This is a genomic window from Allobosea sp. NPDC055594, assembly GCF_053618995.1.
Window position 1 is genome coordinate 527,991 of record NZ_JBSHIO010000001.1, and the last position, 19,243, is coordinate 547,233.

Consider the following 19,243-nt stretch of genomic DNA (forward strand, 5'->3'; position numbering starts at 1 on the left):
GGCGACCGATGAGCCTCATCGCCACTCTGGGCGCCATAGAGATCGGACTGGTGTTCGCTCTCGTGGCGCTCGGCGTCTACATCACCTTCCGCGTGCTCGACTTTCCCGACCTGACGGTCGACGGAACCCTGCCGCTCGGCGCCGCGGTCGCAGCGGCGATGATCGCCGGCGGCGTCAATCCCGTGATCGCGACGCTGGCGGCGATCATCGCCGGTTGCCTCGCCGGCACCGTGACCGCCTGGCTCAACATCCGCTTTGCGATCCTGCATCTGCTCGCCGGCATCCTGACGATGACGGCGCTGTTCTCGATCAATCTGCGGGTGATGGGGGTGCCGAACATCCCGCTGATGAACCGGCCGACGGTGATCGAGTTCTTCACCTGGCTGAATCCGCTGATCGCCGCCACCGGCCTGCCCGGCCGCCCGACCCTGCGCGTTCTGGCGTTGCTGATCATCGTCACCATGATCGCCGCTTTGCTCGCCCGCTTCCTGAAGACCGAGTTCGGCCTCGCCATGCGCGCCACCGGCGCCAATCCGCGCATGGCGCGGGCGCAGGGCATCCGCACCGATATGCATGTCTATGTCGGCGTCGCCCTCTCCAACGGCCTCGTCGCCTTGGCCGGCGCCCTGTTCGCGCAGACAGCCGGCTTCGCCGATGTCAGCATCGGCACCGGCACGATCATCGCCGGCCTCGCCGCAGTGATCCTCGGCGAGACGATATTCCGTAGCCGGTCCATCGTCGTGGCGATCTTCTCCTGCCTGATCGGTGCCATCGCCTATCGCCTCGCCATAGCGCTCGCGCTGAACGCCGGCTGGCTCGGCCTGCGGGCTTCCGACCTCAATCTCGTCACCGCGGTGCTGGTCGGCATCGCGCTGATGCTGCCTGGTGTCGCCAACCCGCTGCGCGGCCTGTTCAAGCGGAGCGCGCCATGATCAGCGTGCGGGATGTCCACGTCACCTTCGGACGCGGTACGCCGCTGGAGAACCGGGCGCTCCGCGGTCTCGACCTGAAGGTGGCTGATGGCGAATTCGTCACCGTCATCGGCTCGAACGGCGCCGGCAAGTCGACCTTGCTCAATGTCCTCAGCGGCGATGCCCGGGCCGAGCGCGGCACGGTCGAGGTCGATGGCATCGACGTGACGCGCTGGCCGACGCCGAAGCGCGCCGGCCTGATCGCGCGCGTCTTCCAGGACCCGATGGCCGGTACCTGCGAGCGCCTGACCATCGAGGAGAACATGGCGCTGGCGCTGGCGCGCGGCCGGGCACGCGGCCTCGGCGCCGCACTCGACACATCGCGCCGGGCGCTGTTCCGCGACAGGCTGGCGATGCTCGGCCTCGGGCTGGAGAACCGCCTCGGCGATTCGATGGGACTGCTCTCGGGCGGTCAGCGCCAGGCGGTCAGCCTGCTGATGTCGACGCTGGCGGGTACGAAGACCCTGCTGCTCGACGAGCATACCGCAGCGCTCGACCCGCGCACCGCCGCCTTCGTGCTCGACCTGACCCGCCGCGTCGTCGACGAGCAGAAATTGACCGCGCTGATGGTGACCCATTCGATGCGCGACGCGCTCGACCATGGCAGCCGCACGGTGATGCTGCACGAGGGCAAGATCGTCTTCGACATCGAAGGCGAGCGCCGCAAGGCGATGGACGTGCCGGACCTGCTGCGCCTGTTCAAGCAGGTCCGCGGCGAGGAACTATCGGACGACAGCCTGCTGTTGAGCTGAGCGCTTCCGCTGATCGCCCGCGCCTGCGCTTCAAACCGGCACCTGCCTTTCCCGACATCGCTCAGTCCTGGGCGGGACCGGCCTCCAGGCTGAGAGCGAGCTTGCGCAGCAGCGCGGCAAGTTGCTCCTTCTCGGCCACGCTCAGCCCGTCGAGCAGGCGTCGTTCGAGCGCCATGTCCTCGCGGAAGGCAGCTTCGGCCTTGGCGCGGCCGGCCTTTGTGAGCTCGACGAGCAGGCTGCGCCGATCCTCCGGCGCCTCGCAGCGCCTGATCAGCCCGGCAGCTTCGAGCCGGTTGAGTCTGGCGGTCAGGCCGCCCGAGGAGATCATCAGCGTGCGGTAGAGCTCGGTCGGCGTCAGCCGCCAGGGCTCCCCCGCGCGCAATAGGGTCGAGATCACGTCGAACTCGCCGGCATCGACGCCGTGGCGCGTGAACACGGCCTCGATGGCGGGACGCAGTCGCAAGGTGATCCGCCGCGCCCGGCCGATCACCCCCATGGGCTCGGTATCGAGATCGGGCAGTTCGCGCGCCCATTGCGCGCGCAACCGATCGACATGGTCCCCTTCCCCGCCAGCCGCAGCATCCATCCCGGTCTCCCACTCCTGCCCGATCCTGTCAGCAGAACGACGGATATATCTTGACGTCAAGACATGAGGGAATTTATCTTTACATCAAGATAAATGGAGGACGCGATGTCGGAGCAGATCCCGTTCAGCCTCGCCGGACTCGACCATGTCGTGTTCCGGACTGCCGATACGCCGCGCATGCTGGCCTTCTATCGGGAGGTGCTCGGCTGCCCGCTCGAGCGCCGCCAGGACGAGCTCGGCCTGGTGCAGCTGCGCGCCGGCCGCTCGCTGATCGACCTCGTCGACGTCGCCGGCCCGCTCGGCCGCACCGGCGGGGCCGCGCCGGGCCCTGAGGGCCGCAATGTCGACCATATCTGTCTGGGGATCAGGCCGTTCGACGAGGCGAGCCTGCGCGCCCATCTGGAGCGCCACGGTGTTGCCATCGTCGCGGCCGGCTCGCGCTACGGCGCCGAGGGCGAAGGCCAGGCGATCTATGTCCGGGACCCCGACGGCAACGCGATCGAGCTCAAGGGAGCCGAATGAGGCCCTGATCCGCCCAGCCACGCCTCTCCCTGCCGGTTCGCCATCGTTCTGGCCTCGGAACGCGGCAGGATCGGCCGGGGAATTCGAACTCAACTTGCAATCCAAGTGAAGCTTGCAATCCAAGTGAAGGGAGTTTCGCCATGTCGCAGCCAGCAGAAGCCAAGCAGCCCCAAGCCCAACCCGAGACCCGCGGCGGCGTCGTCCCCTATCTCAGCATCGACGGCGCGGTGAAGGCCTCGGAATTCTACCAGAAGGCCTTCGGAGCCGAGGAGGTCGCCCGCCAGCCGCTCGACGAGAAGGGGCGGACCATGCACATCCACCTCTACGTCAATGGCGGCTCGCTGATGCTGAGCGACCCCTATCCGGAATATGGCTATCCCTGGGAGGCGCCGAAGGGTTGCACCCTCACCCTGCGCGTCGACGATATCGACTTCTGGTGGAAGCGCGGCGTCGATGCCGGCATGGAGGTCGTCACCCCGGTCGAGGTGATGTTCTGGGGCGACCGCTACGGCCAGTACCGCGACCCGTTCGGCTTCCTCTGGGCGCTGGTCTCGGCGGTCAAGTAAGCGCCCCGCCGGAACCCAAAGCCAGCTTTACGTAGCATTCGCCGGCCGCCTTTCGCGCGCCGGGCCGGCGAAGCCATGCCCCATCGCGCCATGCCGTTCCGGAGAGAACCATGCAGTCGGAAGCCAAAAACGCAGCCAACCCGCCCGCAGCGCTCTGGATCGGCCGTGCCATGAGCGGGCTCGTCGTCGCCTTCCTGATCTTCGACGGCGGCATCAAGCTCGCACCGCTTTCGGTGGTGACCGAGACCATGCAGCAGCTCGGCTACTCCGGCTCGCCCGAGCTAGCGCGCGGGCTTGGCGTGATGACGCTGGCGATCGCCCTGCTCTACGCGCTACCGCGAACCAGCATCCTCGGCGCCATCCTGCTGACCGGCCTGCTCGGCGGCGCCATGGCGACGCATCTGCGTGCCGGCAGCCCGCTCTTCAGCCATCTCTTCTTCGGCCTCTATCTTGGCCTGATCGCCTGGGGCGGGCTGTACCTCCGGAATATCCGGCTCCGCCGCCTGATCCCGCTGCGCCAAGACAGCTGACGATCTGCGGATTGTGTTCCCTCCTGTCGCAGGCTGACGAACGGCCGGGGCAATCTCGCTGGCAGAGCTTTCGAAAGGGCACCAGCAAAGGAGGAATGCCGCCATGTCCAGCACAACCGACGCCGACAAGCCGCAGGATGCCGCAGGCTGCACACCGGCCGTGCCGCAGAAGGAGCATGAATGGCTGCACAAGCTCGTCGGCGACTGGACCTATGAGGCCGATTGCCTGATGGGCCCGGACCAGCCGCCGATGAAATCGAGCGGGACGCACAGGACGACCTCGTTCGGCGGCCTCTGGATCGTCGGCGACGGCGAGGGCAAGATGCCGGACGGCTCGCCGGCGCAGACCCGGCTCACCCTCGGCTACGACGCACTGAAGAACGTGTTCGTCGGCAGCTTCATCGGCTCGATGATGTCCAACCAATGGGTCTATTCCGGCAAGCTCGACGCTTCCGGCAAGATCCTCACCCTCGACACCGAAGGGCCTGATTTCAGCGATCCGACCAAGACGGCGAGGTATCAGGACATCCTCGAGATCAAGAGCGACGACCATCATACGCTCTCCTCGCGCGCTCTTGGCCCGGACGGGCAGTGGCACGGCTTCATGACCGCGCATTACCGCCGCAAGAGATAGCGCGAAGGGAGCGCACGCAGCCGCGGCCGACATCTGCCGAGGGCGAGATCCGATCGGCTTCGCGCCCTCATGCTTGACCCGCACGCGCGTTCGGGGCCATGTGCAATCGCAATGACAACGGGTGGGGACGGCCCCGGACGGCGATGCGCATCCTGCTGATCGACAATTACGACAGCTTCACCTGGAACCTGGTCCACCTGATCGGTGGGCTCGGGGCCGAGGTCGAGGTTCGCCGCAACGACTCGCTGACGGTCGCTGAAGCGCTCTCCGGCGGGCATGGCGCGATCGTGCTCTCGCCCGGTCCGTGCACGCCGAACGAGGCCGGCATCTGCCTCGATCTCGTGCGCGAAGGCGCCGGCAAGGTGCCGCTCTTCGGCGTCTGCCTCGGCCTGCAGACGATCGGACAGGTCTTCGGTGGCGAAGTCGTGCGTGCGCCGTTGCCGATGCACGGCAAGGTCTCGACCGTGACGCATCGCGCGCGCGGCCTGTTCCACGGCATCAACGGTCCGATCGAGGCGACGCGCTATCATTCGCTGGTGGTGAAGCGTGAAACCTGCCCCGAGATTCTCTCGATCGAGGCGGAATCCGGCGACGGCATGATCATGGCGCTCTCGCATCGCGAGCTGCCGGTGCATGGCGTTCAGTTCCATCCGGAGAGCATCGCTTCGGAGCATGGCGCGACGATCCTGCGCAATTTCCTCGATCTCGCCGAACGATGGTCGGCCGCGTCCGACACCGCCGCCCTTTCCGCGACAGCCTGATCGATCGAGTTCCCATGGAAGACTTCAAGCCCTTCATCGCCAAGGTCGCGACCGGTGCCTCGCTTTCCCGCGAGGAGGCCCGCGACGCCTTCGAGACCATGCTTTCGGGCGGTGTCACCAATGCTCAGGCCGCCGCCTTCCTGATGGCGCTGCGTGTGCGCGGCGAGAGCACCGAGGAGATCGCCGGCGCGGTCAGTGCCATGCGCGCCCGCATGCTCACGGTCTCCGCACCCGCGGATGCGATCGACATCGTCGGCACCGGCGGCGATGCGTCGGGGTCCTACAATGTCTCGACCCTGGCCTCGATCATCACCGCGGCCTGCGGCGTGCCGGTCGCCAAGCACGGCAACCGCGCGGCGTCCTCGCGCTCCGGCGCGGCGGATGTGCTGACGGCGCTCGGCGTCAAGGTCGGGCTCGAGCCGGCGGGGATCGAGCGCAGCATCCGCGATGCCGGCGTCGGCTTCATGTTCGCGCCGGCCCATCACGCCTCGATGCGGCATGTCGCGCCGGTGCGTACCGAGCTCGGCACCCGCACCATCTTCAACCTGGTCGGGCCGCTCTCCAACCCGGCCGGGGTCAAGAAGCAGCTGGTCGGGGCCTTTTCCGAGACCTGGCTCCAGCCGATGGTCGAGGTGCTCGCCTCGCTCGGCTCGCAATCGATCTGGGCCGTGCACGGCTCGGACGGGCTCGACGAGATCACCACCACCGGCCCGACCCGCGTCGTTGCGCTGAAGGACGGCAAGATCGAGAGCTTTTCGATTTCCCCAGAGGATGTCGGCATCGCCCGGGCCAAGCCCGAGGATCTGCGCGGCGGCGAGCCGGAGCAGAACGCCAAGGCCCTGCAGGACGTGCTCGACGGCCAGAAGAGCGCCTTCCGCGACATCGCCGCCTTCAATGCCGCAGCGGCGCTGGTCGTCGCCGGCAAGGCCGCGACGCTTGGTGACGGGCTGGCCCAAGCCTATCAGGCGCTCGACAGCGGCAAGGCCAAGGGCGTACTCGCCACGCTCGTCGCCAGCTCGAACGCCTGAGGCGGCCATGTCGGACATTCTGAAGCGGATCGAGGCCTATAAGCGCGAAGAGATCGCCACAGCGCGCAGCGCCGTGCCGCAGGCCGAGATCGAAGGCCGCGCCGCCGCCATGCCACCGGCACGCGACTTCCTCGGCGCGCTCGAAGCCAAGCGTAAGGCCGGGCTGCCGGCGCTGATCGCCGAGATCAAGAAGGCGAGCCCGTCCAAGGGCCTGATCCGGCCGGATTTCGACCCGCCGGCGCTGGCGAAGGCCTATGCCGAAGGCGGCGCCGCCTGCCTTTCGGTGCTGACCGACACCCCCTCCTTCCAGGGCCAGCCGGAGTATCTCGCGCAGGCGCGCGAGGCTTCGGGCCTACCGGGCCTGCGCAAGGACTTCATGTTCGAGCCCTATCAGGTCTTTGAGGCGCGTAGCTGGGGCGCCGACTGCATCCTGGTGATCATGGCCTCTGTCGACGATGCCGCGGCCCGCGAGCTGACTGAAACCGCCAAGGCACTCGGCATGGCCGTGCTGGCGGAGGTCCATGACGAAGCCGAGCTCGAGCGGGCGCTGAAGCTCGACACCCGCCTCGTCGGCATCAACAACCGCGACCTGCGCAGCTTCAAGGTCAGCCTCAGCGTGACCGAACGCCTGGCACCTTTGGTCCCGGCCGATCGGCATCTTGTCGGCGAGAGCGGCATCTTCAGCCATGCCGACATCACCCGGCTGCAGGGCTGCGGCGTCAACACCTTCCTGGTCGGCGAGAGCCTGATGCGCCAGCAGGATGTCGCCGGCGCGACCCGCCAGCTGCTGACCGGAAAGGGCGCGGAGGCGGCGGCGTGAGCCGGCTTTCGCATCTCGACAGCCAGGGCCAGGCCCATATGGTCGATGTCGGCGACAAGGCGGAGACTGCCCGAACCGCGATCGCCGAGGGCAGCGTCGTGATGCAGGCGGAAACGCTCGCGATCGTGCGTGCCGGCGACGCCAAGAAGGGCGACGTGCTCGGCACCGCGCGCCTCGCCGGCATCATGGCGGCGAAGCGCGCCCACGAGCTGATCCCGCTCTGCCACCCGTTGCTGCTGACCAAGATCGCGGTCGATCTCTCCATCGACGAGGCCCTGCCTGGCGTGCGCGTACGGGCGGAGGTGCGCCTCACCGGCAAGACCGGCGTCGAGATGGAAGCGCTGACCGCCGTCAGCGTCGCCTGCCTGACGGTCTACGACATGGTCAAGGCGGTCGATCGCGGCATGCGTATCGAAGCGATCCAGCTCGTCCACAAATCCGGCGGCAAGTCCGGCGTCTATGAAGTTGCGGAAGGGCAGAGATGAGCCTGACACCGGTTGCCGTCGCGCTGCGCGCGCTGCTCGACAGCGTTCCCGGAACCACCGGCACGGAAATACTGCCGCTGGCGCGTTGCGCAGGCCGGGTTCTGGCGGCCGATATCGCGGCGCTACGCACCCAGCCGCCCTTCGCCAATTCGGCGATGGACGGCTATGCCGCCCGCGCTGATGATCTCCAACCCGGCAAGGAGCTACGGGTGGTTGGCGAATCCGCCGCCGGCCGCGGCTTTGCCGGCTCCGTGGCTCCCGGCGAGGCGGTCCGCATCTTCACCGGCGCGCCGCTGCCGGAAGGCACCGACGCCATCCTGATCCAGGAGAACGCAGAGGGTGTCGATGGCCCGGTGATCCGGGTCACCAAGGCGGCGAGCAAGGGCCAGTTCGTGCGCGCCGCCGGGCTCGATTTCGGCAGCGGCGAGGTTCTGCTCGTGGCCGGCCGCCGGCTCGACAGCGCTGCGCTCGGCCTCTCCGCCGCGATGGGGCATCCGGAGCTTCCGGTGCGTCGTAAGCCCGTGGTCGCGATTCTCGCCACCGGCGACGAGCTCGTCCTGCCGGGCGAGCCGGTCGGCCCCGACCAGATCGTCGCCTCCAACAGCTATGCGCTGGCCGCCCTGGTCGAGCAGGCCGGCGGCACGGCGCTCGATCTCGGCATCGCCCGCGACAACCATCCCGACCTCGCGGCCCGCATCGAGGCGGCCAAGGCGGCGAATGCCGATGTGCTGGTCACGCTCGGCGGCGCTTCCGTCGGCGCACATGACCTCGTCCAGGCCGCGCTCAAGGCGCAAGGCATGGATCTCGGCTTCTGGAAGATCGCGATGCGGCCGGGCAAGCCGATGATGATGGGAAGGCTCGGCCCAATGGTCGCCCTCGGCCTGCCGGGCAATCCGGTCTCCTCGATCGTCTGCGGCCACCTCTTCGTCACCCCGCTGATCGAGGCCCTGCTCGGCATGGCCGAGCCGGAGCGCGACCGCGGCGAGCCTGCGATCCTCGCCGTCGACCTGCCGGCGAATGACGAGCGCCAAGACTATCTGCGCTCGGCCTTCGTCACGGAAGGCGGCGAGCGCCGGGTGAAACCCTTCCCCAAGCAGGATTCCTCGATGCTGGCGAACCTCGCCCGGGCCGAGGCGCTGGTCATCCGGCCGGTCTTCGCCGAGCCGGCCAAGGCCGGCGATCCCTGCCGGATCATCCGGCTGCGCTGACTGGCGGGTCAGCGGCAGCGCAGATAGCGCATGCCGCCATAGACGACTTCGTCGTTCGAGACGACCTTGAGGGTCCAGTTGGCGCGACGTTTCGGCCGTCGATGCTGAGGCAACCGGTTCGCGCTTGTGGAAACGCTCTCGACCTGGCCGAAATGCTGGATCGCCGCGCGTCCGTCCGCACGCGGTTAGGACGATCTGGCCTTTTTGTTATCGCATCGGAGTTTTCCGAAAAGTGGATTCCACTTTTCGGTCCGTGGCTATAGCCCCCTCGCCGGTGCGGTCGCCGCGGTCGAAGCCGACATCGGCGCTTTCGGTTCCTTCCCTCAGCCATTAGCGCCCATGTCACTCGACCGGACGCTTCTCGTCGCCAGACATCTTCCCGCCGCGGGTTCACATCGGCCCGGTAGACTCGGCCATGTCACTGTCCTGCGGTCAGGCCACGCCTGAACGGAAAAGGCCGCGACGGTTGCCCGTCGCGGCCCTGGCAATTGCGATGCGTGTCGATCAGCGCCGGCCGATCGGGGCGTAGTCGCGCTTCGGCGCGCCGGTGTAGAGCTGGCGCGGACGGCCGATGCGCTGGGACGGATCCTCGATCATCTCCTTCCACTGCGCGATCCAGCCGACGGCACGCGCCAGCGCGAACAGCGCGGTGAACATCGAGGTCGGGAAGCCCATCGCCTTGAGCGTGATGCCCGAATAGAAGTCGATGTTCGGATAGAGCTTCTTCTCGATGAAGTAGCTGTCGGAGAGAGCGATCCGCTCCAGCTCCATCGCGACGTCGAGCAGCGGATCGTCCTTGATTCCGAGCTCGTTCAGCACCTCATGCGTGGTCTTCTGCATGATCTTGGCGCGCGGATCGTAGTTCTTGTAGACGCGGTGCCCGAAGCCCATCAGGCGGAACGGATCGTTCTTGTCCTTGGCCTTGGCGATGTATTTCGGGATGTTCTCGACCGTGCCGATCTCCTCGAGCATCTTGAGAGCGGCCTCGTTGGCGCCGCCATGGGCGGGCCCCCAGAGGCAGGCGATGCCGGCGGCGATGCAGGCGAAGGGATTGGCGCCCGAGGAGCCGGCGAGGCGCACGGTCGAGGTCGAGGCGTTCTGCTCGTGGTCGGCGTGCAGAATGAAGATCCGGTCGAGCGCGCGCGACAGCACCGGATTGACCTTGTAGTCCTCCGCCGGCACGGCGAAGCACATGCGCAGGAAGTTCGAGCTGTAGTCGAGCGAGTTCAGCGGATACACGAAGGGCTGGCCGATCGTGTACTTGTAGGCCATCGCTGCCAGCGTCGGCATCTTGGCGATCATCCGCATCGACGCGATCATGCGCTGCTGCGGGTCCGAGATGTCGGTGGAGTCGTGATAGAAGGCCGACATCGCGCCGACCGAGGCGACCAGAACCGCCATCGGATGCGCATCGCGGCGGAAGCCCTGGAAGAAGCGGGCCATCTGCTCATGCACCATGGTGTGGCGCGTGACGCGATAGTCGAAATCGGCCTTCTGCGCCGCAGTCGGCAGATCGCCATAGAGCAGCAGATAGCAGGTCTCGAGGAAGTCGCCATGCTCGGCGAGCTGCTCGATCGGGTAGCCGCGATAGAGCAGAACGCCCTCGTCGCCGTCGATATAGGTGATCTGCGACTCGCAGCTCGCGGTCGAGGTGAAGCCGGGATCGTAGGTGAACATCCCGGTCTGGGCGTAGAGCTTGCTGATGTCGATGACCGAAGGCCCGATCGATCCAGATTTGACCGGCATGTCGACGGTCTTGCCGTCGACATTCAACTGACTCGTGGTTCCGCTCATGGATGCCGATCCTTTCAGGCTCGATCTCAAATCATCTCGGCGGCCGAATGTCGTTCCGACCGATCACTGGTCATCAGGCGCCGCCCGAAGCTCCACTATGCCGGCTCCAGGGCGGGATATGAGGATGCCGCTGCGGCGAAAAAGCGTTCATCAGACTGATTTTAAAGCGTTTTTGGCCGCGGCTACTTCCATTGGGGAGCAGCCGCCCCGCCGCGTTGCTAGACCATTTCCGAGAGGCGTTCAACAGCGAGAAACATGGCGGTGACCGTACGATCCCGCACTGCGGCACTGCTGCCTCCGCCATACCCGCTCAGGCGATGTCGGAGAGCCGCGCCAGGGCTTCCTCGCGCCCCAGCACCGCCATGACGTCGAAGAGGCCGGGAGAGGTGGTGCGCCCGGTCAGCGCGGCCCGCAGCGGCTGCGCGACCTGGCCGAGCTTGACGGCACTCGCCTCGGCGAACTCCCGCACGGCCGCTTCGAGCGCCGCGGGAGCCCAGTCCGGCAGCGCCGCGAGCTTCTCTGCCAGTTTCGGCATCCGCTCCCGCGCGGCCTCATCGAGCAGCGCCGCAGCCTTGGGCTCAAGGGCCAACGGGCGCTGGGCATAGAGATAGAAGGCGCTGTCCAGCAGTTCGACCAAAGTCTTGGCCCGCTCCTTGAGTCCGGGCATCGCCGCCAGGAAGCGGCGTTCGAGCGCCGGGTCGAGCTCGGCGGGCAGTCCACGGGCCGGACCGATCTCGGGCAGGATCGCCTTCAGCGCTTCAAGCAGCTCGCGATCCTCCGACTGGCGCATATAGAGCCCGTTCAGGCTCTCCAGCTTGGCATAGTCGAACCGCGCCGGGGAGCGGCCGATCGAGGACAGGTTGAACAGCGAGATCATCTCCTCGGGGGAGAAGATCTCCTGGTCGCCATGGCTCCAGCCGAGACGCAGCAGATAGTTGCGCAGTGCGATCGGCAGATAGCCCATGGCGCGATAGGCGTCGACGCCGAGCGCACCGTGGCGCTTCGACAGTTTTGCGCCGTCCGGCCCATGGATCAGCGGGATGTGCGACATGCTCGGCACCTTCCAGCCCATCGCCTGATAGATCTGCGTCTGCCGCGCCGCATTGGTCAGGTGGTCGTCGCCGCGGATGATATGGGTGACGCCCATGTCGTGATCGTCGACGACCACGGCGAGCATATAGGTCGGGTTGCCGTCCGAGCGCAGCAGGACGAGATCGTCGAGGTTCTCGTTCTGCCAGACGACGCGGCCCTGGACCTCGTCCTCGACCACGGTCTCGCCGGTCTGCTCGGCCTTCAGGCGAATGACCGGCTTGACGCCGGCCGGTGCGGTCGCCGGATCGCGGTCGCGCCAGCGCCCGTCATAGCGCATCGGCCGGCCCTCGGCCTTGGCCTTCTCGCGCATCTCGTCGAGTTCCTGCGGGGTCGCATAGCAATAATAGGCCTTGCCGGCTGCGAGCATCTGCTCGGCGACCTCGCGATGCCGGGCGGCACGCTGAAACTGGTAGACGGTCTGCCCGTCCCAATCGAGGCCGAGCCAGGACAGGCCATCGAGAATCGCGGCGATGGCGGCGTCGGTCGAGCGTTCGCGATCGGTATCCTCGATGCGCAGCAGCATCTTGCCGCCATGGCGGCGGGCATAGAGCCAGTTGAACAGGGCGGTGCGGGCGCCACCGATATGGAGGAATCCGGTAGGCGACGGCGCAAAGCGCGTGACGACCTCATCGCTCATGAAGAAGGACTCCGACGGAACGGGCGGATGAAGGGCGAGAGCCGGCTCATGGGCGGTCTCGGCCGGGGCTGACAACCGGCGCGGTCGCTGTAACATGGCTTTGCGGCCGCCGTTAAGCGTCTTCCTGTTCCGGTGGCGAAAGGGAGGCCGATGCTTTCCGCACCGCCCGGGCGTCGCCGAAAGGCCTCCGCGCGCGCCCTCGCCTGGCGGGGCGGGGCAAGGTGGGCGTATCGGCTGTCGCTGAGCCCGGTGTGGAGCCCGTCGAACTGGTACACCCCGCTCCGCGCCATGCTCGAAACCGAGATCGAGCGGCGGCGTCTCTTCAACTGGTTTCCCGTGCCGCTCGGGCTCGGCGTCATCCTGTATTTCCTCGCCGATCGCGAGCCGAGCCCGGCGGCGCCGCTGGCCGGCCTTGCCCTGTCCGCGCTCGCCGCGCTGCTATTGCGCCACAGGCGCCGCGTCATGCTCGTCTGCATCGCGCTAGGCGCACTCTTTGCCGGCTTCGGCGCCGGAGCCTGGCGGGCGGCGAGCATCGCGGCACCGGCGCTCTCCCGGTTCCATGTCGGCAAGCTCACCGGTTTCGTCGAGACGCTGGAGCAGCGCGAGAAGGGCGTCCGTCTGGTCGTCCTGGTCACCGCCCTGCCGGGCGTCGAACCGCAGCAGCGCCCAAGGCGCGTCCGCGTCAGCACCACCGCGACGACCTTGAAGCCCGGCGATCACATCATGGCGACCGCGCGGCTCCTGCCGCCGCCTGGACCGGCGCGTCCCGGCGGCTATGACTTCGCCCGCGACGCCTTCTTCCGCGGCATCGGGGCGGTCGGCAGCATTGCCGGAAAGGTCACGCTGGCACCGGCGCCTTCTCGGCCGTCGCGGCAGCTCGCCTGGAGCATCACCATCGACCAGGCGCGCAATGCGCTGACCGAGCGCATCGCCACGATCGGCGGCGGGCAGGCGGGCGCGATGGCGGCCGCCCTGGTCACCGGCAAGCGCGGCCTGATCACTGAGCCGACCAATGACGATCTGCGCGCCGCCGGCATCTACCACATCGTCTCGATCTCCGGCCTGCACATGGTTCTGGCGGCCGGCACGATCTTCTGGCTGGCGCGGGCGCTACTGGCGCTGTCGCCCGGCCTCACGCTCTTCTGGCCGATCAAGAAGCTTGCTGCGCTCGCCGCCATGTTCGGCGCCACCGCCTATTGCGTTTTCTCGGGCGCCGAGGTCGCGACGGTCCGCTCCTTGATCATGACCCTGGTGATGCTCGGCGCCATCCTGGTCGACCGGCCGGCCCTCAGCATGCGCAATCTCGCTCTCGCCGCGATCATCGTGCTGCTGCGAGAGCCCGAAGCGCTGCTCGGGCCGAGCTTCCAGATGTCCTTCGGCGCGGTCGCCGCGCTGATCGCCTTCGCCGAGCGCTGGCAGGAGCGCTCACCCGACCCGGCCGCTGCGAGCTGGTCCTGGCCCTTGCGGCCGCTCTGGCTCTCCGCGGTCGGCATCGTCGTCACCACCTTGCTGGCGACGGCGGCGACGGCACCCTTCGGAGTTTATCATTTCCAGACCTTCAACCCGTTCGGCCTGCTCGGCAACGCGCTCGCTTTGCCTTTCGTCTCGTTGATCGTCATGCCGGCCGCGGTCTTCGGCGTGCTGGCCTATCCCTTCGGGCTCGACTGGCCCGCCTGGGCCCTGATGGGCTGGGCCTCCGGCCTCGTCCTGCGGCTCGCCCACTGGGTTGCCGGGATCGAGCGCTCGACAGTGGTGCTGCCGGCCTTCGACGCCCTGGCGCTCGCCCTGTTCGCCCTGGCGCTGCTCTGGCTGACCTTGTGGACGACGGCCTTGCGCTACCTGGCGGCATTGCCGCTCTGCGCCGGTCTGGCGCTCGCCTCGGACCCGACGCGGCCGGACATCCTGATCGAGCGCGACGGTTCCGGCATTCTGGTACGCGGCCCCGAAGGGCGGCTCGTCCTCGCAGGCAAGCCGAGCCGTTTCGTCCTGGCGCAATGGCTCCATGCCGACGGGGATTCCCGCTCCCCGGACGATCCGGCCTTGCGAGAAGGCGCCGCCTGCGATGCGCGCGGCTGCGTGATCCGCCTCAGGGACGGCCGCAAAGTCGCCTACACTCGCGACCGCATCGCCATCGTCGAGGATTGCCTGCGCGCCGATCTCGTCGTGACGCCGCTCCATGCCAATGGCAGCTGCACCGCCCGACTGATCGATCGGGCTGCGCTCACGCGTGACGGAGCGACGGCGCTGGGCTCCTCGCCTGGCGGCAACTGGCGCGCCTACACCGCCGAGGACGCGACGCGCCTGCGGCCCTGGACCCGGGCCCGGCCTGCTCCCGTCGTCGCGCCTTCGTCACCGGAGCCGGGACGCGCCCCTGCCACCTCGCTGCCAGCCGCTGCAACGGCGGAGCAGGCAGAGGACACCAGCTTGCTTCAGTAGCGCCGCATCAGATTGACGAGCCGACCCTGGATCTTGACGCGATCCGGGCCGAGCACGCGGGTCTCGTAGGCCGGGTTGGCGGCCTCCAGGGCAATCGAGGAGCCGCGCTTGCGCAGGCGCTTCAGCGTCGCCTCCTCGTCATCGATCAGGGCGACGATGATGTCGCCGGTGTTGGCGGTGTCCTGCTTGCGAATGACGACGGTGTCACCGTCGAGAATGCCGGCCTCGATCATCGAATCGCCGCGGACCTCCAGCGCGTAGTGCTCGCCGCCGCCGAGCATGTCGGCCGGCATGGAGACGCTGTAGCTGCGATCCTGGATCGCCGAGATCGGCGTGCCAGCGGCGATTCGGCCCATCACCGGGATTGAAACGGTCGTGCGTCCGTTCTCCTCGGCGGTGGCAGGGCGCGGCTTGGCGAGGTTGGCGGCTGGGGCAGGCGGAGTCTGGCCGAGCCCGCCCTGCACGATGGACGGGCTGAAACGGGCGCGCTGCCCCGGCGCACCGCCGATTCCGTCCGGCATCTTGATGACTTCGAGCGCCCGGGCGCGGTTCGGTAGCCGGCGAATGAAGCCGCGCTCCTCCAGCGCCATGATCAACCGGTGAATGCCGGATTTGGAGCGCAGGTCGAGCGCATCCTTCATCTCGTCGAAGGAGGGCGGGACGCCGGATTCGCGCAGGCGTTCATGGATGAAGCGAAGCAGTTCGAACTGTTTGCGTGTCAGCATGATCTCGCCGCCCGGCCTTTCGCATCGGAATCGAAACAAAGCACGAACAACATACCTGTTCGCCATGTGTTCCGCAAGAGAGGTTCAGCACGGTCTTGCAAGGCGCGAAAGCTGTCCTTCTCCTTGCACGCGAAGCTTTGCGGAGAACAGGGCAGCAAGAAGAGACGGAGCGGCGATAGAGCTCAGGCCGGCGATTCCGGGCACGATGATGGCCGTCGCGGTAGTGGGCTTGACCGCCGCGGACTGCCGATCCGCGGCGAATTCGGCGATCCCGCGCTACGATGCCGGCTGCTGCCGCAGCAGCGCCAGCGCCGCATCGACGGCATTGGCGGCCGGACTCGGGCCGGCGCTGCGCATCCTGTGCTCGAGCGTGGCGAAACCGTCAAGCTGGCGGTCGCGCGCCGCACCGTCGCCGATCACCGCGGCGAGAGCCAGGGCCAGCGCGTCCGGCGTCACATCGTCCTGGATGAACTCGGGAACGACGTTCTCGCCGAGAATGAGGTTCGGCAGGATGACCGTCGGCAGCTTGATCAGGCGGCGGGCCAGCGCCGCCTCCCAGCCGGCACCACGATAGGCGGCGACGGTCGGCACCTGCGCCAGGGCGAGCTCGAGCGTCACCGTTCCGGAGGCGGCGAGTGCCGCGCGCGCCTGACGGAAGGCCGCGAGCTTGGCCGCCTCCCCCGTCACGATCTCGGGTTTCACGGGCCAGCTTGCGACGATCCCGGTAATGGCTTCGACCAGACGCGGCACGGCCGGCAAGACGAAGCGTGCCCGCGGCAGAGCCTGGGCGATACGCGCAATCGTCTCGCCGAAGGCGGGCATGAGGTGGCGGATCTCGGAGCCACGGCTACCCGGCAGCACGAGGATAAGCGGCTCCTGCGCGTCGGCCCGAACCCTGGCTTCATCCGGCCCGGGACGCAGCTCCGTTAGCCGCTCGATCAGCGGATGCCCGACATAGACCGTGTCGGGTCCGCCGAGACGCGCAAGCGCCTCCGGCTCGAAGGGCAGCAGCGCCAGGATCCTGTCGACATGCGGGCGCATGCGCCGCGCCCGGCCCTGGCGCCAGGCCCAGACGCTCGGGCAGACCCAGTGCGCGATCGGCACAGCAGGATTGAGCCGGCGCAGCTTCTTGTCGACGCGCAGGCTGAAGTCAGGCGCGTCGATCGTCAGCATCAGATCGGGCGCGAAGGCGGCAGCAGCCTGCGCCGCGTCAGAGATGCGACGCAGCAGCAATGGCAGGCGGGCGACGACCGGGCCGAAGCCCATCACCGCGATGTCCTCCTGGGGGAAGATGCTCGCCAAGCCTTCCGCCGCCAGAACCTCGCCTCCGACGCCGCGCAGATCGAGCGGGCGCCCTGCAAGCCGGTGGCGAAGCTGCTGCACGAAACGCGCACCGAGCGCGTCGCCAGAGGCCTCGCCAGCGACGACGAAAAGCCGGAAGGGCGGCGTGCTCAAGGCACGCCCTCGATGAAGATGCCCACGGCATCGGCGCTCGCGGCCAGACGGGCACGATCGCCGACGAGCACACCTCCGGCCTTCACCGCAATTCCGGCCAGGCCGATTTCTGCGAGCCGCGCGACGGTCTCGGGCCCGATCGCGGGCATGTCGACGCGCAGGTCCTGGCCGAGCTTCGGCGCCTTGACGAGGACACCATCGCCCTTTGCCAGCTTGAGGCGCCCTGCCCTCACCAGTCCGGCGACACGCTCGAGCATGGCATCGGTTCCCTCGGCCGCCTCGACCGCGATCACGCGATGATCGGCGAGGACCGCGCCCTGGCCGATATCAAAGGGCGACAATGCCGCCAGCAGGTCGAAGCCGCGTAGCAAGGCACTGCGGGCAATTGGAGTCGGGACAATCCGCCCGAGAGCGCCGAGCGGCGCGACGATCTCCGGGGCCATCTCCGCCGGGCTCCCGACCCGGAACCCCTGCCCCTCGAAGAAGCTCACGACCCCCCGAAGCAGATGGTCATCGCCGCCCTGGAAGGCGCGCGCGAAATGCGGCAGGTATTTCAGGGTCGAGAGCTCTGGCGCCAGCGCACCGAAACTCGGTCGCGGCAACGCCCCGATCATCACGATATCAGTGACGTTGCGGCGCTTGAGCGCACCGAGCAGGCGGCCGAGCTGGCCGAGCCGGTATTCCTGCGCTTCGCAGCCGGGAAAATCGGCGATGTTCGCCGCGCCCGAAAGCGCCGCGACATAGACCTCCGCCCCGGCCGCGAGCGCGTTGCGGGCGACATGGGGCGGGTATTCGCCGCTACCGGCCAGGATGGCCAGGCGCAGCCCGGCCCGTCTACCCGCCGTTTCGGCCGAGCCCGGGGTCACCGGTCCGGTGCGTTGACGTCGTGCGGCACGCAGATCGCCCGCTCGCCGCCGCTGCGGATGAAATCGAGGATCTCGTGGATCAACGGATGCGAGGCGAACTCGCCGGCGACGTCCTCGACCCGCTCCGACAAGGTGCCCTCATCGGCAAACAGCAGGCGATAGGCGCGGCGCAGCTCATGGATCTGCTCGCGCGAGAAACCGCGACGCTTCAGGCCGACCAGGTTGAGACCGGCCAGATGGGCCGGGTTGTCGCGCACCATGCCGAAGGGGATGACGTCATGCATCACCCCGGCGCCGCCGCCGATGAAGGCATGGTCGCCGACCCGGATGAACTGATGCAGGCCGGTGCCGCCGCTGACGATGACGAAATCGCCGACCGTGACGTGCCCGGCGCACATCACATTGTTCGAGAAGATGACGTTGCTGCCGATGATCGAGTCATGGCCGACATGCGAATTGGCCAGGAAGAGGCCGCGATCGCCTATCACGGTCTTCATGCCACCGCCCTCGGTGCCGGGGTTCATCGTGACACCCTCGCGGATCACGCAATCGGCGCCTATAGTTAAGGTCGACGGCTCACCCTTGTACTTCAGATCCTGCGGCGGATGGCCGATCGAGGCGAAGGGATAGACCTTGGTGCGGGCGCCGATGCTGGTGACGCCCGCGACGGCGACATGGCTGATCAGCTCGACCCCGTCTTCGAGCGTGACCTGCGGGCCGACGGTGCAGAACGGGCCGACGATGACGCCCTCGCCCAGCCGTGCAGCGGGGTCGACGACCGACATCGGGTGGATCGTGGCACTCATGTAAAGGGACCTGTGAACTTGGGTTCGGTCGAAAGCGGCGGCGCGGATCAGACTGCGTCGCGTCTCACATCACCATGGCGGAGAGTTCGGCCTCGGCGACGAGCACACCGTCGACCTTGGCCTCACCGCGATAGAACCAGATATTGCGCTTCCGCGCGATCTTGGTGAGGTGGAAGCGCAGGCTGTCGCCGGGAACGACGGGCTTGCGGAACTTGACCTTGTCGATCGTGGTGAAAAGCACGGTCGAGACCGCAGCCTCGTCCTCGCCGCGCGAGCTGACCACCAACACACCAGCGGTCTGGGCCATGGCCTCGATCATCAGCACGCCGGGGAAGACGGGACGGCCGGGAAAATGGCCGGTGAACTGAGGCTCGTTGACGGTGACGTTCTTGATGCCGATGCCGGAAGCATCGCCATCCATCTCGATGACACGGTCGACCAGCAGAAAAGGATAGCGATGCGGAATGCAGGCCATGATCTTCTGGATATCGGCCACGCCGAGCGATTTCGCCGCTTCCGTCATCGTGATACTTCTCCCCAAGCGCCTACGGGCCGTGCCCCGGTCGCTC

Annotated in this window: 20 protein-coding genes; 12 read left to right on the plus strand and 8 right to left on the minus strand. The window is 67.8% G+C overall.

Annotated elements, in window-relative coordinates; all coding sequences use genetic code 11:
- Positions 1-8: 8 nt before the first annotated feature.
- Together ACWGRX_RS02455 and ACWGRX_RS02460 are read left to right on the plus strand one after the other, a co-directional pair.
- Positions 9-932, plus strand: coding sequence for an ABC transporter permease (locus tag ACWGRX_RS02455; RefSeq protein WP_452116280.1), 924 nt, complete (start codon positions 9-11; stop codon positions 930-932).
- The gene (locus ACWGRX_RS02460; RefSeq protein ID WP_452116281.1) at positions 929-1,723 is read left to right on the plus strand and encodes an ABC transporter ATP-binding protein; all 795 of its coding nucleotides are present in this window, start codon (positions 929-931) and stop codon (positions 1,721-1,723) included. The genes ACWGRX_RS02455 and ACWGRX_RS02460 overlap by 4 nt, the downstream gene beginning before the upstream one ends.
- Before the next feature lie 61 nt (positions 1,724-1,784).
- Here the strand turns inward: ACWGRX_RS02460 and ACWGRX_RS02465 are convergent, their stop codons facing one another.
- A complete protein-coding gene (locus ACWGRX_RS02465; RefSeq protein WP_452116282.1) occupies positions 1,785-2,309 on the minus strand; it encodes a MarR family winged helix-turn-helix transcriptional regulator in 525 nt (174 codons plus the stop codon).
- Positions 2,310-2,414: 105 nt separating this feature from the next.
- Here ACWGRX_RS02465 and ACWGRX_RS02470 point away from each other — a divergent pair, with 105 nt between their 5' ends.
- The 9 genes from ACWGRX_RS02470 (at position 2,415) to ACWGRX_RS02510 (ending at position 8,863) form a co-directional block, all read left to right on the plus strand.
- Positions 2,415-2,831, plus strand: coding sequence for a VOC family protein (locus ACWGRX_RS02470; RefSeq protein WP_452116283.1), 417 nt, complete (start codon positions 2,415-2,417; stop codon positions 2,829-2,831).
- Positions 2,832-2,971: 140 nt separating this feature from the next.
- Positions 2,972-3,397 carry a VOC family protein gene (locus ACWGRX_RS02475; protein WP_452116284.1) on the plus strand — a complete coding sequence of 142 codons (426 nt, stop codon included), beginning with the start codon at positions 2,972-2,974 and terminating at the stop codon, positions 3,395-3,397.
- 110 nt (positions 3,398-3,507) lie between these two features.
- On the plus strand, positions 3,508-3,927 hold the full coding sequence (locus ACWGRX_RS02480) for a DoxX family protein (protein ID WP_452116285.1): 420 nt from the start codon (positions 3,508-3,510) through the stop codon (positions 3,925-3,927).
- A 103-nt stretch (positions 3,928-4,030) separates the two neighbouring features.
- The gene (locus tag ACWGRX_RS02485; protein ID WP_452116286.1) at positions 4,031-4,561 is read left to right on the plus strand and encodes a DUF1579 domain-containing protein; all 531 of its coding nucleotides are present in this window, start codon (positions 4,031-4,033) and stop codon (positions 4,559-4,561) included.
- Between the two features lie 143 nt (positions 4,562-4,704).
- Positions 4,705-5,322, plus strand: a complete 618-nt coding sequence (locus ACWGRX_RS02490; RefSeq protein WP_291645365.1) for an anthranilate synthase component II — start codon at positions 4,705-4,707, stop codon at positions 5,320-5,322.
- Between the two features lie 14 nt (positions 5,323-5,336).
- Positions 5,337-6,350 carry an anthranilate phosphoribosyltransferase gene (gene trpD / locus ACWGRX_RS02495; RefSeq protein WP_452116287.1) on the plus strand — a complete coding sequence of 338 codons (1,014 nt, stop codon included), beginning with the start codon at positions 5,337-5,339 and terminating at the stop codon, positions 6,348-6,350.
- Positions 6,351-6,357: 7 nt separating this feature from the next.
- The gene (gene trpC / locus ACWGRX_RS02500; RefSeq protein WP_452116288.1) at positions 6,358-7,170 is read left to right on the plus strand and encodes an indole-3-glycerol phosphate synthase TrpC; all 813 of its coding nucleotides are present in this window, start codon (positions 6,358-6,360) and stop codon (positions 7,168-7,170) included.
- Positions 7,167-7,655, plus strand: a complete 489-nt coding sequence (moaC, locus tag ACWGRX_RS02505) for a cyclic pyranopterin monophosphate synthase MoaC (protein ID WP_291645362.1) — start codon at positions 7,167-7,169, stop codon at positions 7,653-7,655. Before trpC ends, moaC begins: the two co-directional genes overlap by 4 nt.
- A complete protein-coding gene (locus ACWGRX_RS02510) occupies positions 7,652-8,863 on the plus strand; it encodes a molybdopterin molybdotransferase MoeA (protein ID WP_452116289.1) in 1,212 nt (403 codons plus the stop codon). The genes moaC and ACWGRX_RS02510 overlap by 4 nt, the downstream gene beginning before the upstream one ends.
- A gap of 504 nt (positions 8,864-9,367) precedes the next feature.
- On the opposite strand, the gene gltA is transcribed toward ACWGRX_RS02510, so the two are convergent.
- Positions 9,368-10,657, minus strand: a complete 1,290-nt coding sequence (gene gltA, locus ACWGRX_RS02515; RefSeq protein ID WP_291640521.1) for a citrate synthase — start codon at positions 10,655-10,657, stop codon at positions 9,368-9,370.
- A 310-nt stretch (positions 10,658-10,967) separates the two neighbouring features.
- Positions 10,968-12,386, minus strand: coding sequence for a glutamate--tRNA ligase (gene gltX / locus ACWGRX_RS02520; RefSeq protein ID WP_452116290.1), 1,419 nt, complete (start codon positions 12,384-12,386; stop codon positions 10,968-10,970).
- A gap of 249 nt (positions 12,387-12,635) precedes the next feature.
- Between gltX and ACWGRX_RS02525 the strand changes: the two genes are divergently transcribed.
- Positions 12,636-14,822: a ComEC/Rec2 family competence protein gene (locus ACWGRX_RS02525; protein ID WP_452116291.1), complete on the plus strand. Its 2,187-nt coding sequence runs from the start codon at positions 12,636-12,638 to the stop codon at positions 14,820-14,822.
- Here the strand turns inward: ACWGRX_RS02525 and lexA are convergent.
- The 5 genes from lexA to fabZ all read right to left on the minus strand — a co-directional run bounded on the left by lexA (position 14,816) and on the right by fabZ (position 19,197).
- Positions 14,816-15,547, minus strand: a complete 732-nt coding sequence (gene lexA, locus ACWGRX_RS02530; protein WP_452116292.1) for a transcriptional repressor LexA — start codon at positions 15,545-15,547, stop codon at positions 14,816-14,818. The genes ACWGRX_RS02525 and lexA overlap by 7 nt on opposite strands.
- 276 nt (positions 15,548-15,823) lie before the next feature.
- Positions 15,824-17,002: a lipid-A-disaccharide synthase gene (gene lpxB / locus ACWGRX_RS02535; RefSeq protein WP_452116293.1), complete on the minus strand. Its 1,179-nt coding sequence runs from the start codon at positions 17,000-17,002 to the stop codon at positions 15,824-15,826.
- Positions 16,999-17,868, minus strand: a complete 870-nt coding sequence (locus ACWGRX_RS02540; RefSeq protein ID WP_452116294.1) for an LpxI family protein — start codon at positions 17,866-17,868, stop codon at positions 16,999-17,001. Before ACWGRX_RS02540 ends, lpxB begins: the two co-directional genes overlap by 4 nt.
- The gene (lpxA, locus tag ACWGRX_RS02545; RefSeq protein ID WP_291640533.1) at positions 17,865-18,674 is read right to left on the minus strand and encodes an acyl-ACP--UDP-N-acetylglucosamine O-acyltransferase; all 810 of its coding nucleotides are present in this window, start codon (positions 18,672-18,674) and stop codon (positions 17,865-17,867) included. Before lpxA ends, ACWGRX_RS02540 begins: the two co-directional genes overlap by 4 nt.
- 64 nt (positions 18,675-18,738) lie before the next feature.
- Positions 18,739-19,197 (minus strand): 3-hydroxyacyl-ACP dehydratase FabZ, encoded by a 459-nt coding sequence (gene fabZ, locus ACWGRX_RS02550; RefSeq protein WP_291640535.1) that lies wholly within the window; start codon positions 19,195-19,197, stop codon positions 18,739-18,741.
- Positions 19,198-19,243: the final 46 nt, after the last annotated feature.

Coding starts and splice junctions, on each gene's coding strand:
- ACWGRX_RS02455 (WP_452116280.1), top strand. CDS start 9: ATGAGCCTCATCGCCACTCTGGGCGCCATAGAGATCGGACTGGTGTTC.
- ACWGRX_RS02460 (WP_452116281.1), top strand. CDS start 929: ATGATCAGCGTGCGGGATGTCCACGTCACCTTCGGACGCGGTACGCCG.
- ACWGRX_RS02465 (WP_452116282.1), bottom strand. CDS start 2,309: ATGGATGCTGCGGCTGGCGGGGAAGGGGACCATGTCGATCGGTTGCGC.
- ACWGRX_RS02470 (WP_452116283.1), top strand. CDS start 2,415: ATGTCGGAGCAGATCCCGTTCAGCCTCGCCGGACTCGACCATGTCGTG.
- ACWGRX_RS02475 (WP_452116284.1), top strand. CDS start 2,972: ATGTCGCAGCCAGCAGAAGCCAAGCAGCCCCAAGCCCAACCCGAGACC.
- ACWGRX_RS02480 (WP_452116285.1), top strand. CDS start 3,508: ATGCAGTCGGAAGCCAAAAACGCAGCCAACCCGCCCGCAGCGCTCTGG.
- ACWGRX_RS02485 (WP_452116286.1), top strand. CDS start 4,031: ATGTCCAGCACAACCGACGCCGACAAGCCGCAGGATGCCGCAGGCTGC.
- ACWGRX_RS02490 (WP_291645365.1), top strand. CDS start 4,705: ATGCGCATCCTGCTGATCGACAATTACGACAGCTTCACCTGGAACCTG.
- trpD (WP_452116287.1), top strand. CDS start 5,337: ATGGAAGACTTCAAGCCCTTCATCGCCAAGGTCGCGACCGGTGCCTCG.
- trpC (WP_452116288.1), top strand. CDS start 6,358: ATGTCGGACATTCTGAAGCGGATCGAGGCCTATAAGCGCGAAGAGATC.
- ACWGRX_RS02510 (WP_452116289.1), top strand. CDS start 7,652: ATGAGCCTGACACCGGTTGCCGTCGCGCTGCGCGCGCTGCTCGACAGC.
- gltA (WP_291640521.1), bottom strand. CDS start 10,657: ATGAGCGGAACCACGAGTCAGTTGAATGTCGACGGCAAGACCGTCGAC.
- gltX (WP_452116290.1), bottom strand. CDS start 12,386: ATGAGCGATGAGGTCGTCACGCGCTTTGCGCCGTCGCCTACCGGATTC.
- lexA (WP_452116292.1), bottom strand. CDS start 15,547: ATGCTGACACGCAAACAGTTCGAACTGCTTCGCTTCATCCATGAACGC.
- lpxA (WP_291640533.1), bottom strand. CDS start 18,674: ATGAGTGCCACGATCCACCCGATGTCGGTCGTCGACCCCGCTGCACGG.
- fabZ (WP_291640535.1), bottom strand. CDS start 19,197: ATGACGGAAGCGGCGAAATCGCTCGGCGTGGCCGATATCCAGAAGATC.